Origin of the sequence: Agromyces terreus, from assembly GCF_009749465.1 — a bacterium.
In the GTDB taxonomy this organism is placed as follows: Bacteria; Actinomycetota; Actinomycetes; order Actinomycetales; family Microbacteriaceae; genus Agromyces; species Agromyces terreus.
On the sequence record NZ_WBIS01000015.1, the window covers coordinates 17,964 to 33,614 of the forward strand.

The 15,651-nt window shown below is 71.0% G+C and carries 11 protein-coding genes; 7 read left to right on the forward strand and 4 right to left on the reverse strand.

Annotation, left to right across the window (positions count from 1 at the left end):
• Positions 1-156: 156 nt before the first annotated feature.
• From GQQ92_RS15810 to GQQ92_RS15820, 3 genes are all read right to left on the reverse strand, one after another.
• On the reverse strand, positions 157-1,701 hold the full coding sequence (locus GQQ92_RS15810) for a glyceraldehyde-3-phosphate dehydrogenase (protein ID WP_269149188.1): 1,545 nt from the start codon (positions 1,699-1,701) through the stop codon (positions 157-159).
• A 255-nt stretch (positions 1,702-1,956) separates the two neighbouring features.
• Complete coding sequence (locus tag GQQ92_RS15815) at positions 1,957-3,630, reverse strand: DHA2 family efflux MFS transporter permease subunit (RefSeq protein WP_308206771.1); 1,674 nt, start codon at positions 3,628-3,630, stop codon at positions 1,957-1,959.
• 7 nt (positions 3,631-3,637) lie between these two features.
• Positions 3,638-3,979 (reverse strand): hypothetical protein, encoded by a 342-nt coding sequence (locus GQQ92_RS15820; protein ID WP_157000268.1) that lies wholly within the window; start codon positions 3,977-3,979, stop codon positions 3,638-3,640.
• Between the two features lie 194 nt (positions 3,980-4,173).
• On the opposite strand from GQQ92_RS15820, the gene GQQ92_RS15825 reads away from it, so the two are divergent.
• Positions 4,174-5,835: a thiamine pyrophosphate-binding protein gene (locus GQQ92_RS15825; RefSeq protein ID WP_157000269.1), complete on the forward strand. Its 1,662-nt coding sequence runs from the start codon at positions 4,174-4,176 to the stop codon at positions 5,833-5,835.
• 82 nt (positions 5,836-5,917) lie between these two features.
• Here the strand turns inward: GQQ92_RS15825 and GQQ92_RS15830 are convergent, their stop codons facing one another.
• Positions 5,918-8,158, reverse strand: coding sequence for an arylsulfatase (locus GQQ92_RS15830; RefSeq protein WP_197738299.1), 2,241 nt, complete (start codon positions 8,156-8,158; stop codon positions 5,918-5,920).
• A 282-nt stretch (positions 8,159-8,440) separates the two neighbouring features.
• Here GQQ92_RS15830 and hpaH point away from each other — a divergent pair, with 282 nt between their 5' ends.
• The 6 genes from hpaH (at position 8,441) to hpaD (ending at position 15,444) form a co-directional block, all read left to right on the forward strand.
• Positions 8,441-9,226, forward strand: a complete 786-nt coding sequence (gene hpaH / locus GQQ92_RS15835; protein ID WP_157000271.1) for a 2-oxo-hept-4-ene-1,7-dioate hydratase — start codon at positions 8,441-8,443, stop codon at positions 9,224-9,226.
• A complete protein-coding gene (locus GQQ92_RS15840) occupies positions 9,211-10,038 on the forward strand; it encodes an HpcH/HpaI aldolase family protein (protein ID WP_157000272.1) in 828 nt (275 codons plus the stop codon). The genes hpaH and GQQ92_RS15840 overlap by 16 nt, the downstream gene beginning before the upstream one ends.
• 230 nt (positions 10,039-10,268) lie before the next feature.
• Positions 10,269-11,972 (forward strand): fumarylacetoacetate hydrolase family protein, encoded by a 1,704-nt coding sequence (locus GQQ92_RS15845; protein WP_232057752.1) that lies wholly within the window; start codon positions 10,269-10,271, stop codon positions 11,970-11,972.
• Complete coding sequence (locus GQQ92_RS15850) at positions 11,969-12,643, forward strand: GntR family transcriptional regulator (RefSeq protein ID WP_157000273.1); 675 nt, start codon at positions 11,969-11,971, stop codon at positions 12,641-12,643. Before GQQ92_RS15845 ends, GQQ92_RS15850 begins: the two co-directional genes overlap by 4 nt.
• 35 nt (positions 12,644-12,678) lie before the next feature.
• On the forward strand, positions 12,679-14,223 hold the full coding sequence (gene hpaE, locus GQQ92_RS15855) for a 5-carboxymethyl-2-hydroxymuconate semialdehyde dehydrogenase (protein ID WP_232057753.1): 1,545 nt from the start codon (positions 12,679-12,681) through the stop codon (positions 14,221-14,223).
• 78 nt (positions 14,224-14,301) lie between these two features.
• A complete protein-coding gene (hpaD, locus tag GQQ92_RS15860; RefSeq protein WP_157000274.1) occupies positions 14,302-15,444 on the forward strand; it encodes a 3,4-dihydroxyphenylacetate 2,3-dioxygenase in 1,143 nt (380 codons plus the stop codon).
• Positions 15,445-15,651 lie beyond the last annotated feature (207 nt).

Consider the following 15,651-nt stretch of genomic DNA (forward strand, 5'->3'; position numbering starts at 1 on the left):
ACTCACGGTCGCCGATTCGGAACTTTCGCCGACACGCCGGCCGCGACACCGCTCGAAGCGGCGTGTCGACCAAAACTCCGAATCCGGCAACCACGACGACGGATGCCGCGAGCCGACGTGGGCTCGCGGCATCCGCTCTGCTCGGAGGCGCGCGCCTCAGCCGGCGACGAGTTCGGCGTCCGCCTCGGCGTCGCCCGGCTCGACGGAGGGGCCGACCGACGCGAGCATCACCGGCTCGCGCACGGGCAGCACCACGGGGTGCGTGCCCGCCATCTTCTCGATGACGCGCACGACCTGGCACGAGTAGCCGAACTCGTTGTCGTACCAGACGTAGAGCACGGCGTCGGTGCCGTCGGCGATCGTGGCGAGGCCGTCGACGATGCCCGCGCGGCTCGAGCCCACGAAGTCGGTCGAGACGACCTCGGGCGACTCGATGTAGTCGATCTGCTGGCGCAGCGGCGAGGTGAGCGAGACCTGGCGCAGGTAGCGGTTCAGCTCCTCCTTCGCGGCGGGCCGCTCGAGGCGGAGGTTCAGGATCGCGAGCGACACGTCGGGCGTGGGCACGCGGATCGCGCTGCCGGTGAGCTTGCCCGCGAACGACGGCAGGGCCTTGGCGACGGCCTTGGCCGCCCCCGTCTCGGTGATGACCATGTTCAGCGCCGCCGAGCGGCCACGGCGATCGCCCGCGTGGAAGTTGTCGATGAGGTTCTGGTCGTTCGTGAACGAGTGCACGGTCTCGACGTGGCCGCGCTCGACCCCGTAGGCGTCGTCGACGGCCTTCAGCACGGGCGTGATCGCGTTCGTCGTGCACGATGCGGCCGAGAGGATGCGGTCGGATGCCTCGATGTCGCCGTCGTTGATGCCGTGCACGATGTTCTTGATCGCGCCCTTGCCGGGCGCGGTGAGCAGCACGCGCGCGACGCCCGTGGAGCGCAGGTGCTGCGAGAGCCCCTCCTCGTCGCGCCAGCGGCCGGTGTTGTCGACGACGATCGCGTCGTGGATGCCGTACGCCGTGTAGTCGATCGCCGCGGGGTCGTTCGCGTGGATCACCTGGATGAGGGTGCCGTTCGCGAGGATCGTGTTGGCCTCCTCGTCGACCTCGATCGTGCCGGCGAACGAGCCGTGCACCGAGTCGCGGCGCAGCAGGCTCGCACGCTTCACGAGGTCGTTCGCCGACCCCTTGCGCACGACGACGGCGCGCAGGCGCAGGCCGGTCGCGTCGCCCGCGTGGGCGATGAGGATGCGCGCGAGCAGACGTCCGATGCGGCCGAAGCCGTAGAGCACGACGTCGGTGCCCTCGCGCGCGGGCCGGTCGGCGCCGTCGGCGGCGACCACGGGCGCGAGTTCGAGGCGCAGGAAGTCGGCCAGCGGCATCCGCTCGCCGTCGACGTCGGTTCCGGATGCCGCGTGGCGGGCGACCAGCCGAGCCACGTCGACCGAGGCCGGGCCCGGGCCGATCTCGCGCAGCGCCTCGAGCACGCGCATCGTGTCGGCGGGGTCGAGCTCGACGTCGCCCGCCTGCCGCGCGAAGCGGTGGGCCTTCAGCAGCTCGATCGGCGACCGGTTGATGAGGCGGCGCCCGTGGATGGACGTCACGACCCCGTGGTCTCGGTAGAGGCTGCCGATGAGCGGGATCATCCGCTCGGCGAGCTCCTCTCGGGCGATCCACTGGGCACGGCTTGCGTCGAACTCGAGACTCACGATCTTCCTTCTCGGTCGCGAGCGCGCGGGCGTCATCGACCAGGGTCAGGCGCGGCCGCGCGAGCGGGTGGGCAGCTTCGGCCACGGTTCACTTCAGGGGATGCTTCGATCGTACGGGGTGCGCGCGGTCGAACCGGCTGTACACGGTGTCCGCGCCGGATGGCCGCGGACGCCGCCGTGTCGTGCTGCGCGCGAGCCAGAGCCTTGTGCCGCGCGCCCGGGGCCGCGTGGCGACGCGTGCCGGACCCGGCGGCGTCACTCCGAGGCCGGCGCCGCCGCCCCGGCGCTCCGCCGCGATGCCGCGCGCAGCCGCACCGCGAACACGCCGCCGAGCAGCAGGAACGCGGATGCCCCGCCGAGCGCCCAGCGCGCGGCATCCGCCATGCCCTCGGCGAGCGCGTCGGCGACCTCTGGGCCTGCCGGGCCGAGCGGGCTCTCGTCGCCCGCCTCGCGGAGCGCCGGGATGGAGCTGCCCGCCGTCTGCTCGGTGACCTCGACGATCTGGGCCGACTGGGCCGCGTCGAGCTCGTCGACGTCGTCGAGCTGGGCAGGCAGCGCGTGTGCGAGGCCCGCGGCGAGGATCGCGCCGATGACGGCCGTGCCGAGTGCGGACCCGACCTGGCGCACGGTGCTCTGCGTCGCCGAGCCCTGCCCCGACTGGTCGGGCGGGATGTCGGCGAGCACAGTGCCGGTGAGCTGGGCCGAGGCGAGCCCGAGCCCGAGCCCGTAGAGGGCGAGCACGCCGGCGAGCAGCCAGCTCGAGACGTCGGGCGACACGACGAGCACCGCGATCACGACGCCGACGAACTCGATGCCGAGCCCGATGAGCACGACGGTCGGCGCGCCGAACCGTGCCGCGAGATGGCGGGCCTGCGCCCCGGACACGAACGCGCCGAGCCCCATGGCGGCGAGCACGAGACCGGCGCTGAGCGTGGACAGCCCCATGGCGTTGACGATGAACAGCGGCAGCACGAAGAGGATGCCGAACTCGCCGACGGCGACGCAGAACGCGACGAGGTTGCCCCACGTGAAGGTCGGAACGGCGAACAGGCGCACGTCGAGGATCGCCGACCGGCCGTTGTGCGCACGATGGCGTTCCCACAGCACGAACAGCACGAGGGCGACCACGCCGACGGCGAGCATGATCGGAACCGGTGAGAGCGCGGCATCCGCGGGCCAGACGAGGCCGAAGAACTCGAACTCGCGTTCGGGCGCCCACCAGCCGAGGGATCCGCCCTCGATGAGCCCGAACACGAGCGCGCCGAACCCGATGGCCGAGAGCAGCAACCCGTCGATGTCGAGGCCGGGGGCGGTGATGGTCGCCCGCGTCTCGGCGACCGTGAGGTACGTGCCGACGAGGATGATCGCGCCGAACGGCAGGTTGACGAGGAAGATCCACTGCCAGCCGAACGAGTCCGTCAGCCAACCGCCGAGCAGCGGACCGAGCGCGGCGACGCCCGAGATCACGGCGCCCCAAACGCCGAACGCGACGGCGCGGTCACGGCCCCGGAACGTGGCGTTCACGCTCGACAGCGTCGTCGGCAGGATGAACGCGCCGCCGACGCCCTGCACGAGCCTCGCGATGATGAGCGTGCTGCCCGAGGTCGAGAGCGCGGCGAGCAGGCTGCCGATGAGGAACAGGGCGATGCCGAACACCATGGCCCGCCGCCGGCCGAGCCGGTCGCCGAGCCGGCCGGCCGTGAGCAGCAGCGCGGCGAACACGACCGAGTAGATGCCGTTCACCCACTGCGCATCGCTGAAGTCGAGATCGAGCTCGGTGATGAGCGTGGGCAGCGCGACGCCCACGATCGTGCCGTCGAGCACGATCATCGACAGCGCCGAGGCGAGCACCCAGAGGCCCACCCAGCGACGACGCCCCGTGGGCATCGGGCGGCCTCGCGCGTCGAGCGTCGGGGCGTCGTCGCTCACGGCGGGGTCAGTCCGTCGTGCCCGGCTTGGTCGGCGTCGTCGGCATTGTCGCGGGTGCGTCGTCGACGAAGCGGATGTCGTGCACCGCGACGCGCTGCGGAACGCCCTCGAAGGCCGCCGCACGCGCGTCGGAGGCCATATAGGTCTGCTCGAGCGCGAGGAACGCGTCGCGATCGCCCTCAGCGCTCACGGCCCAGTAGAACTCGTTCGACTCGCGCAGACCGTAGGCGAACTCGATCGTGAACCCCGCGGCGGGACGCACGACGGGCATCGCGCCCTGCCACCACTCGAGGAAGGCGTCGTACTCTCCGTCGACGAGGGTGTAGTGGCGCAGCTGAATGGTCTTCACGCGTCCATCCTGCCGCACGCGCGGTCGCACGGCGACGGGGCGGGCCGCGACCGCCCGTATACTCGTCTCGTCCAGGCGCCACGACGGCGCCGGTGCTCGCAAAAGGGGCACGAAGCCCGGTCGACCCAGTCGCCGGCCGCGCGAGACACATACGGAAACCCCCATCTCCGTCATCCGTCTCGAAAGGCTTCGCCATGCCCACCGTCTCCGCGCACGTCGCGCACACACTCGCCGCCCACCTCGACCACGTCTTCGGCCTCATGGGCAACGGCAACGCGTACTTCCTCGACGCCATCGAGCGCGAGACGGATGTCGCGTTCACCGCCGTGCGCCACGAGGCGGGCGGAGTGGTCGCCGCCGACGCGCACTTCCGCGCCTCGGGCCGCATCGCCGCGGCGACCGCCACCTACGGGGCGGGCTTCACGAACACCCTCACCGCCCTCGCCGAGGCCGCGCAGGCGCGCGTGCCCCTCGTGCTCGTCGTCGGCGACGAGCCGACCTCGGGCCGCCGGCCGTGGGACGTCGACCAGATCGCCCTCGCCTCGGCGGTCGGCGCGCGCACGTACACGGTCGGGCGAACGGATGCCGCGGCCACGACCGTGCTCGCGATCGAGCACGCGCTCTCCTACCGAGTGCCCGTCGTGCTCGCGATCCCCTACGACGTCGCCGCCCGCGACGCCGGCGAGATCACCGCCGCACCCGACCTGCATCTGCCGACGCCGTTGCAGCCGGCGGGGCCGTTCGGGGCATCCGTCATCTCCGACGTCGCCGCCGCGCTCGCGGGCGCGAGCCGCCCGTTCCTGCTCGCCGGCCGGGGTGCGTGGCTCGCGGGCGCCGGCGACGCGCTCGGCGAGCTCGCCGACGCGACGGGCGCCGTGACCGCCTCGACCGCGCTCGGCCGAGGCGTCTTCCCCGACGCGCGGTTCGACCTCGGGGTCACCGGCGGGTTCGGCGCAGAGGGCGCCATGGGACTCGTCCGCGAGGCCGATGTCGCCGTCGTCTTCGGGGCGTCGCTCAACCAGTTCACGATGCGCTTCGGCGACCTCTTCGCACCGGGCACGCGCGTGTTCCAGGTCGACGTGGCGCCCGCGGCGACGCATCCGAACGTCGGCGGCTACCTTCGCGGCGACGCGGCAATCGCGGCACGGGCGATCGTCGACGCGCTCGACGAACTCGGCGCCGAGGCATCCGGCTGGCGGGAATCGCTCGACCTCGTCCCGCTTCGCGAGCAACCGGCCGCACCCCGCGAAGACGGCCTCGCCGACGACGGGCGCCTCGACCCGCGCGCCGTCGCGCGCCGCATCGGCGAGCTGCTGCCCGAGGACCGCGTCGTCGTGAGCGACGGCGGCCACTTCATCGGCTGGGCGAACATGTACTGGCCGGTGGCCTCGCCCGACCGCATGATCATGGTCGGCACGGCGTTCCAGTCGATCGGGTTGGGCTTCCCGAGCGTGCCCGGCGCCGCCGCGGCGAAACCGTCGTCGACGATCGTCCTCACCACGGGCGACGGCGGCGGGCTCATGGCCCTCGCCGACCTCGAGTCGGCCGTGCGCTCGGCCGGCGGCCGCGGGCTCGCCGTCGTCTGGAACGACGCCGCCTACGGCGCCGAGGTCAACCTCTACGGCCTCAAGGGGCTCGCGCCCGAGCCGATGCTCATCCCCGAGACGTCGTTCGCGGGCCTCGCCGCGGCCGTCGGCGCCGAAGGCGTCGTCGTGCAGACGCTCGCCGACCTCGACGCGCTCGACGAGTGGGCGGCGCGGCCCGCCGCCGAGCGGCCGTTCCTGCTGCTCGACTGCCGCATCTCGGGCACGGTCGTCGCGCCGTACCAGGAGGAGATCATCCGGGTGAACAGCTGAGCGGATGCCGCAGGGCGGGCCGTCTGTTCGATGGCGCCGACCCCGCGGCATCCGTGCAGCCGTTGTGCTGAAAGTCCGCCGATCAGGCGGTCACCGGCGCCTCGGTCTCGAGATCGATCCGCACGCTGTGGATCGTGCCGGTGTACGCGAACGGCATCTGGTAGGTGAAGTCGATCGGCGAACCGGTGTCCATGCCGATGTCGAGTCCCTCGCCGAGCGCGAACTGGATCGGCACCGTTCGATCGAGTCGCGCCTGCGCCAGCTGGGCGCCGCCCGCCGAGAGCGTGACCGTCGCGCCCTTGCCCATGCCGCCGCCGTCGTACTCGAACTCGACGACGAGCGTCGTGCGGCCGGGCGCCAGCGGCTCAGACGCGACCACGGTCGGACGCTCCACCGACAGGAAGTTGTACACGAACGTCGGCTTGCCGTCGCGCAGGTAGAGTCCGTACCCGCCCTCGAGCCCGCCGTGGGTGACGATCATGCCGTCGGCTGCACCGTCTGGCACCTCGATGTCGGCGGTGATGATCCACGACTTGTTCAGCATGGGCAGGCACGCGGCATCCGGCAGCGCGATCGTGCCCGGGTAGTAGGTGACGCTCGTGCGACCGGCGTTCAGATTCGGGCGGCCCATCTCTTCGGCGTTCATCCGGATGGTGCCGCGCCAGTCGAGCGGGAGCGCGTTGTACTTCGACGCTTCGACCCACCACATGTCCTGCAGTTGCCGCAGCTTCTCGGGGTGCTCGGCCGCGAGGTCGTTCGCCTGCGAGAAGTCCTTCGTGATGTCGTACAGCTCCCAGACCGCCTTGTCGGGGTCCCACTCCTGCCGGTTCGGGTTCCACGGCACGAACGACGGCGCGGACGCCATCCATCCGTCGTGGTACAGGCCGCGGTTGCACGCGAGCTCGAAGTACTGCGTGCTTCGCTTGCCCTTCGCGTCGCCCGACAGCAGCGCGTCGGCGAAGCTGATGCCCTCGATGGGCTTCTGCTGCACGCCGTTCAGCTCGGTCGGCGGCGTGATGCCGCACACCTCGTAGATCGTGGGCACGATGTCGATCACGTGCAGGAACTGGTCGCGCAGTGCGCCGGCATCCGTGATTCGGTCGGGCCAGGAGATGAGCATCGGATTGCGCGTTCCGCCGAAGTGGCTGGCGACCTGCTTCGTCCACTGGAACGGCGTGTTCATCGCGTGCGCCCACGAGGCAGGGAAGTGGTTGAAGTGCTTCGGACCGCCTAGCTCGTCGATCGCGAGGATGTTGTCCTCCCAGCTCTCGGGGAAGCCGTTGAAGAACATGTTCTCGCAGAGCGAGCCCTCGAGGCCGCCCTCGGCGCTCGAGCCGTTGTCGCCCGCGATGTAGATGATGAGCGTGTTGTCGGCGTTCGGCAGCGACTTGACCGCATCGATGATTCGGCCCATGTGGTGGTCGGCGTGCGCGCCGAACGCAGCGAAGACCTCCATCATGCGGGAGTAGAGCCTGCGCTGTTCGTCGTTGAGCTCGTCCCATGCCGGCAGCCCCGCCGAGCGCTCGGTGAGCTGCGTGTCCTGCGGCACCACGCCCAGCTCCTTCTGGCGGGCCAGCGTGCGCTCGCGGTAGGCGTCCCAGCCGTCGTCGAACTCGCCCTCGAACCGGTCGATCCATTCCTTGGGCACCTGATGCGGCGCGTGCGTCGCGCCGGGCGCCACGTAGAGGAAGTAGGGCTTGTCGGGCGCGATCGTCGCCGACCGGCGGAGCCAGTCGATCGCCTTGTCGGCGAGGTCCTCGGTGAGGTGGTAGTCGGGGTCCTGCGATCCGGGCACGAGGTCGCGGTTCTCGAAGAGGAGCGGATTCCAGTGGTTCATGTCGCCCGCATTGAAGCCGTAGAAGTAGTCGAAGCCCAACCCGTTCGCCCAACGGTCGAACGGGCCGACCGAACTGGTCTCCCAGGTGGGCGTGTTGTGGTTCTTGCCGATCCACGCCGTCATGTAGCCGTTCTGCCGGAGCACTTCACCGACGGTTCCGGTGGACTTGGGCAGGATGCAGCAGTACCCGTCGTAGCCCGTCGCGATCTCGGTGATGCCCGCGAACGAGGCGGAGTGGTGGTTGCGGCCGGTGATCAGGGCCGCGCGGGTCGGGCTGCACAGGGCGGTCGTGTGGAACCGGTTGAAGTGCAGCCCCTCGTCGCGCAGGCGGTCCATGGTCGGCGACGGCACCCCGCCGCCGAATGTGCCGAACTGCCCGAACCCCGCGTCGTCGAGCAGGATGAGCACGATGTTCGGCGCACCCTCGGGCGCCTCCACCGGCTGCGGGAAGGTCGCCGGGTCGGACTCGAGATAGGTTCGTCCCACCTGGCCGCCGAAATGGAAGTCGGGCCGGGGCAGAACCCCGGGCGTGGATCTCGGAATGAATGCGGACTCGCTCATCGGTTCCCCCTGGAGAGTTCGAAGGCGGAGCAGCATCGCACCGCCGTGTTCGAACGTATCGCGAAGGCCCGGCCGCTGACTATGGCCCGGCCCACGAGATCCGGCATCGGCATCCGGCATCCGGCATCGGCATCCGGCATCCGGCATCGGCATCCGGCCCGCGGCATCGTATACGATCTAGTCGTCCCTCGATGAAGTGGAGAACCCGTGCTCGACCAGCACCAGATCGACGCGATCGCCGACGAACTCGTCGCCGCCGACCGCGACCGAACCACCGTGCCCCTGCTCACCGCGCGGCATCCGGGCATGAGCGTCGACGACGCCTACGCCGTGCAGCGCGTGTGGGCCGAACGTCGCGTCGAGGCCGGCGCCCGCATCGTCGGCCGCAAGATCGGCCTCACCTCGAAGGTCATGCAGGTCGCGACCGGCATCACCGAGCCCGACTACGGCGTGATCCTCGACGACATGGTCATCGAGTCGGGCGCCTCCGTCGAGTTCGACCGCTTCTCGAACGTGCGCATCGAGGTCGAGCTCGCGTTCGTGCTCGCCAAGCCGCTCGAGGGCCCGAACACCACGATCTTCGACGTGCTGGATGCCACCGCCTACGTCGTGCCCGCCCTGGAGATCCTGAACTCGCACATCGAGATGCAGGGCCGCACGATCGTCGACACCATCAGCGACAATGCCGCCATGGGTGCGATGGTCGTCGGCGGCCGACCGGTCACGGTCGACCAGGTCGACCTGCGTTGGGTCTCGGCGCTGCTTTCGCGCAACCAGACCATCGAGGAGTCGGGCGTCGCGGCCGCCGTGCTCGGCCACCCCGCCATGGGCGTGGCCTGGCTCGCGAACAAGCTCGCCGCGCACGGCCAGGCGCTCGGTGCGGGCGAGATCATCCTCGCGGGCTCGTTCACGCGCCCCATGTGGGTCGAGCGCGGCGACACCGTGCACGCCGACTACGGACAGTTGGGAACCGTGACATGCCGATTCGAATGACGTTGCCGCCGACGCTGGCCGCCCGCATCGCGGCATCCGACCGCCCGCTCTTCGGCGCCTGGTCGTCGGGCGGCAGCGCCGTCAACGCCGAGATCGTCGCCGGCTCGGGCCTCGACGTCGTGCTCATCGACGCCGAGCACTCGCCCATCGGCCTCGAGTCGGTTCTCGCGCAGCTGCAGGCCGTCGCCGCCTACCCCGTCGCGCCGCTCGTGCGCGTGCCCTACGGCGACACCGTGACCATCAAGCAGTTCCTCGACCTCGGCGCGCAGAACCTGCTCGTGCCCATGTGCGACAGCGCGTCGCAGGCCGAAGAGATCGTGCGGGCGGTGCGGTATCCCCCGCTCGGCGTGCGGGGCGTCGGCAGCGCGCTCGCGCGTTCGGCCCGGTGGAACCGCGTCGACGGATACCTCGCCGACGCGTCGTCGACGATCTCGCTGTTCGTGCAGATCGAGTCCGCGGCCGCCGCGGCGAACGTCGAGTCCATCCTGGGCGTCGACGGGGTCGACGGGGTGTTCTTCGGACCCGCGGACCTCGCGGCATCCATGGGGCTCATCGGCCAGCAGGAGCATCCGGATGTCGTCGCCGCCGTGCTGCACGGCATCGCCGCCGCCCGCGCCGCGGGCAAGCCCGCCGCCGTGAACGCCTTCGTGCCCTCGTCCGCCGACCGGTACGTCGAGGCCGGAGCGTCATTCGTGGTCGTGGGGGCGGATGTCGCCCTGCTCGCCCGCGCGACCGAAGCCCTCGCCGACCGGTACATCGGGTCGCCGCCCGACGCGGATGCCGACGGCTCCGCGCCGCGCCCGAGCTACTGAGCCGCCCGGCTGCGGATTCAGGCCGACGGCGCCGGATCAGGACGGAATCGCCGATTCGGGCCTGATCTGGCGCGGTCGGCCTGATCTCGCGACGCTCGCCGTCGTGGGCGGCGCCGGTGCGCGCAGGAGCCGCGCGGGCGGCGCCGGCGCGCAGGGAACCGCGCGCGCGAGCCGCCGCACCTTGCGCAACCCGCCAGATCGTATATCATTTGAAATATCAGGAGACGAGGATGTCAATGACCACCGACGCCACCGCCACCACGGGCGCGAACCCGGGCACCCCGGGCGCCACCCCCGGCACCTCACACACCTCACACACCCCCAGCACCCCCGGCACTCCCGGCAAGATCATCGCCGTGCACCTCAACTACCCGTCGAGGGCCGCCCAGCGCGGCCGCACGCCAGCGCAGCCGAGCTACTTCCTCAAGCCCGCCTCCTCGCTCGCCGCCACGGGCGGCACGATCGAGCGCCCGGCCGGCACGGAGTTGCTCGCCTTCGAGGGCGAGATCGCGCTCGTCATCGGGGAGCCCGCGCGGCACGTCTCCCCCGCCGACGGCTGGCGGCACGTGGCATCCGTGACCGCGGCGAACGACTTCGGCCTCTACGACCTGCGGGCCGCCGACAAGGGCTCGAACGTGCGCAACAAGGGCGGCGACGGGTTCACGCCCCTCGGCCCCGAACTCATCCCCGCGAGCGTCGCCGGCGAAGACGGCTGGCGCGTGCGCACCTGGGTGAACGGCTCCCTCGTGCAGGAGGACACCAGCGACACCCTGCTCTTCCCGTTCGGACGCCTCGTCGCCGACCTGTCGCAGCACCTCACGCTCGAGACCGGCGACGTCATCCTCACCGGCACCCCCGCGGGCTCGAGCGTCGTCGTACCGGGCGACATCGTCGAGGTCGAGGTCGACGCACCGGATGCCGCGGGCGCGCCGTCGACCGGCCGCCTCGTCACGACCGTCACCCAGGGTGAGGTGCCGTTCGGCGACTTCGGCTCGAAGCCCGCGATCGACGACGCCCAGCGCATCGAGGCGTGGGGCAGCGAGGCCGAGCATGCCGCGGCCGTCGCCGCCGGGCTCGCGAGCCCGCTCGACGCGCCCGGGGGTCTCGACACGCCGACTCCGCAGGCTCCGTCGACGGCTCGACCGGCGAGCCCCCTCACCGACGAACTGCGAACCGCCATCGCCGGTGTCGCCGTCGCGACCCTCTCGGTCGCACTCCGCAAGCGCGGGTACCACGACGTCTTCATCGAGGGCGTGCACGCCAACCACTCCGGCGACCGCATGGTCGGGATCGCGAAGACGCTGCGGTTCGTGCCCTTCCGACCCGACCTGTTCGCCGCGCACGGGGGCGGGTACAACGCCCAGAAGCTCGCGTTCGACACGGTCGCCCCCGGCGAAGTGCTCGTCGTCGAGGCCCGCGGCGAGCGCGGCACCGGAACGGTCGGCGACGTGCTCGCGCTCCGCGCGCAGGTGCGCGGCGCGGCCGGCATCGTGACCGACGGCGGCGTGCGCGACTTCGAGGCCGTCGCCGGGTTCGAGATCCCCGTGTTCTCGCAGGGGCCGCACCCGAGCGTGCTCGGCCGCCGCCATGTGCCGTGGGAGGTCGACGTCACGATCGCGTGCGGCGGCGCCGCCGTGCAGCCCGGCGACGTCATCGTGGGCGACGGCGACGGCGTCATCGTGATCCCGCCGCAGCTGCTCGCCGAGGTCGTCGCCGAAGCCGTCGCGCAGGAGGCCGAAGACGCGTGGGTCGCCCAGCAGGTCGCCGGCGGGGCATCCGTCGACGGGTTGTTCCCCATGAACGCCGCGTGGCGCGCCCGCTACGACGCGGAGCGCGCTGAGACAGAGCGAGCCGAAGCAGGGCGAGCGGATGCCGCAGGGCGAGCGGATGCCGCGGCCACCGCGTCGACCGACTCCGTCGAGAGCACCCGATGACCGCCGAGAGCAAGTCGCAGCTGGCCTACCGCTTCATCCGTCAGCGGATCGACGACGGCCGCTACGTCCCGGGCTACCGGCTCGTGCTCGGTCAGATCGCGGGCGAGCTCGACATGAGCGTCGTCCCGGTGCGCGAGGCGATCCGACGCCTCGAGGCCGAGGGGCTCGTGACCTTCGAGCGCAACGTCGGCGCCCAGGTCGCGCTCGTCAAGGAGACCGAGTACCTGCACACGATGCAGACGCTCGCGCTCGTCGAGGGGGCCGCGACCGCGCTGTCGGCGCCGACCCTCACCCCGGATCATCTTCGCCGGGCGCGCGAGGTCAACGAGCGGATGCGTCGCACCCTCGACGACTTCGACCCGGTGCGCTTCACCGAGCTGAACCTCGCGTTCCACGCCGTGCTGTTCGAGGAGTGCCCGAACCCGCACATCCTCGATCTCGTGCATCGCGGGTGGAACCGCATGAAGGTGCTGCGCGATTCGTCGTTCAGCTTCGTGCCGGGGCGGGCGCATGAGTCCGTCGCCGAGCACGAGCGCATCCTCGAGCTCATCGAGTCGGGTGCCGACGCGCTCGACATCGAACTGTGCGCCCGAGCCCATCGCACCGCCACGCTCGACGCGGTGCTCGCCTACCAGGCCGAGCACAAGCATCCGGCGCCCGCGACCGTCTGACCTCACCCGCCCACCGTCCGAACGGAAGATCCACGATGACCGACACCACCGCGACCGACACCACCGTGACCGACACCACGGCGCCCGACGCGACCTTCGTGCCCGAGGGCCTGCCCGACCGCATCCGCCACTACATCGACGGCGAGTTCGTCGACTCGGTCGACGGCGACACGTTCGAGGTGCTGAACCCCGTCACGAACGAGACCTACGTGAACGCCGCCGCCGGCAAGAAGGCCGACGTCGACCGCGCCGTCGCCGCCGCGCGCCGCGCCTTCACCGAGGGCCCGTGGCCGCGCATGCTCCCCCGCGAGCGCTCGCGCGTGCTGCACCGCATCGCCGACCTCGTCGAGTCGCGCGACGCCCGCCTCGCCGAGCTCGAGAGCTTCGACTCGGGCCTGCCGATCACGCAGGCGCTCGGCCAGGCGCGTCGCGCGGCCGAGAACTTCCGCTTCTTCGCCGACCTGATCGTCGCCCAGTCCGACGACGCGTTCAAGGTGCCCGGCAAGCAGATGAACTACGTCAACCGCAAGCCGATCGGCGTCGCCGGGCTCATCACGCCGTGGAACACGCCGTTCATGCTCGAGTCGTGGAAGCTGGGCCCCGCGCTCGCGACCGGCAACACCGTCGTGCTGAAGCCCGCCGAGTTCACGCCGCTCTCGGCATCGCTCTGGGCCGGCATCTTCGAGGAGGCCGGGCTGCCGAAGGGCGTCTTCAACCTCGTCAACGGCCTCGGCGAAGACGCGGGCGACGCGCTCGTGAAGCACCCCGACGTGCCGCTCATCTCGTTCACCGGCGAGTCGAGCACCGGGCAGCTCATCTTCGGCAACGCCGCCCCGTACCTCAAGGGCCTCTCGATGGAGCTCGGCGGCAAGAGCCCCGCGATCGTGTTCGCCGACGCCGACCTCGACACGGCGATCGACGCCTGCATCTTCGGGGTGTTCTCGCTGAACGGCGAGCGGTGCACCGCGGGTAGCCGCATCCTCGTGCAGCGCGACGTGTACGACGAGTTCGTCGAGCGCTACGCCGCGCAGGCCTCGCGCGTCGTCGTCGGCCACCCGCACGACCCGAAGACCGAGGTCGGCGCGCTCGTGCACCCCGAGCACTACGACAAGGTGATGAGCTACGTCGAGCTCGGCAAGACCGAGGGCCGCCTCGTCGCGGGCGGCGGGCGCCCCGAGGGCTTCCCGACGGGCAATTACGTCGCCCCCACCGTCTTCGCGGATGTCTCCCCCGACGCCCGCATCTTCCAGGAGGAGATCTTCGGCCCCGTCGTCGCGATCACGCCGTTCGACACCGACGAGGAGGCGCTCGCGCTCGCGAACAACACGAAGTACGGCCTCGCCGCCTACGTCTGGACCAACGACCTGCGCCGCGGCCACAACTTCGCCCAGTCCGTCGAGGCCGGCATGGTGTGGCTGAACTCCAACAACGTGCGCGACCTGCGAACCCCCTTCGGCGGTGTCAAGGCATCCGGGCTCGGACACGAGGGCGGCTACCGCTCGATCGACTTCTACACCGACCAGCAGAGCGTGCACATCACGCTCGGAGCCCCCCACAACCCGACCTTCGGCCAGAACTGACCGGCGCCGGTCGGTTCGCGAAGCGTATCGAGACCCGCCCGCCCCGAGACATCCGAGTACCAGAGCAAGGACGCTGACATGACCAACCGCGCGGATATGACCCTGACCTCGTCGGGCTTCTACGTCTCCCAAGAAGCCCCGATCGCGACGCCGAACCCGTTGCCGACGCCCACGTCGCCGGCCCCCGACATCCTGCGCTGCGCCTACATGGAGCTCGTCGTCACCGACCTCGCGGCGTCGCGCGAGTTCTACGTCGACGTGCTCGGCCTCTACGTCACCGAGGAGGACGACGAGACGATCTACCTGCGGTCGACCGAGGAGTTCATCCACCACAACCTCGTGCTCCGCCTCGGCCCGGTCGCCGCGGTCGCCGCGTTCTCGTACCGCGTGCGAACCCCCGAAGACCTCGACCGCGCCGTCGCGTTCTACACCGAGATCGGATGCCGCGTCGAACGCCGCCCCGACGGCTTCACCAAGGGCATCGGCGACTCGGTGCGCGTCGAGGACCCGCTCGGCTTCCCGTACGAGTTCTTCCACCAGGTCGACCACGTCGAGCGGATGTCGTGGCGCTACGACCTGCACGTGCCCGGCGAGCTCGTGCGCCTCGACCACTTCAACCAGGTGACGCCCGACGTGCCCCGCGCCGTGAAGTACATGCAGGACCTGGGGTTCCGCGTCACAGAGGACATCCAAGATGAAGAGGGCACGGTCTACGCCGCGTGGATGCGTCGCAAGCCCACCGTGCACGACACCGCCATGACCGGCGGCGACGGCCCCCGCATGCACCACGTGTGCTTCGCCACGCACGAGAAGCACAACATCCTCGCGATCTGCGACAAGCTCGGCGCGCTGCGCCGCTCCGACGCGATCGAGCGCGGTCCCGGCCGCCACGGCGTCTCGAACGCGTTCTACCTCTACCTGCGCGACCCCGACGGGCACCGCGTCGAGGTGTACACGCAGGACTACTACACGGGCGACCCCGACAACCCCGTCGTCACTTGGGACGTGCACGACAACCAGCGCCGCGACTGGTGGGGCAACCCGGTCGTGCCCTCCTGGTACACGGATGCCTCGCTCGTGCTCGACCTCGACGGCAACCCGCAGCCCGTGGTCGACCGCACCGACGACTCCGAGATGGAGGTCACGATCGGCGCCGACGGCTTCTCGTACACCCGTAAGGGCGACGAGGAGCAGGGCTTCAAGCTCGGCAACACGCTGTAGCGACGCTGCCCTCTGCCCTCTGCCGGATTCGGCGTTTTGGCGACACGCCGCGCCGAAACCTCTCACGTTCGGCGTGTCCCACAGATCTCCGAATCCGGTAGCGGTTCCGACGCTGCCGACGGGCCTGCCGGATTCGGAGAATCGGTGACACGCCGTCACCGGCGCGCACCACACCGGTGTGTCGCCAAGAACGCCGAATCCGGTGGC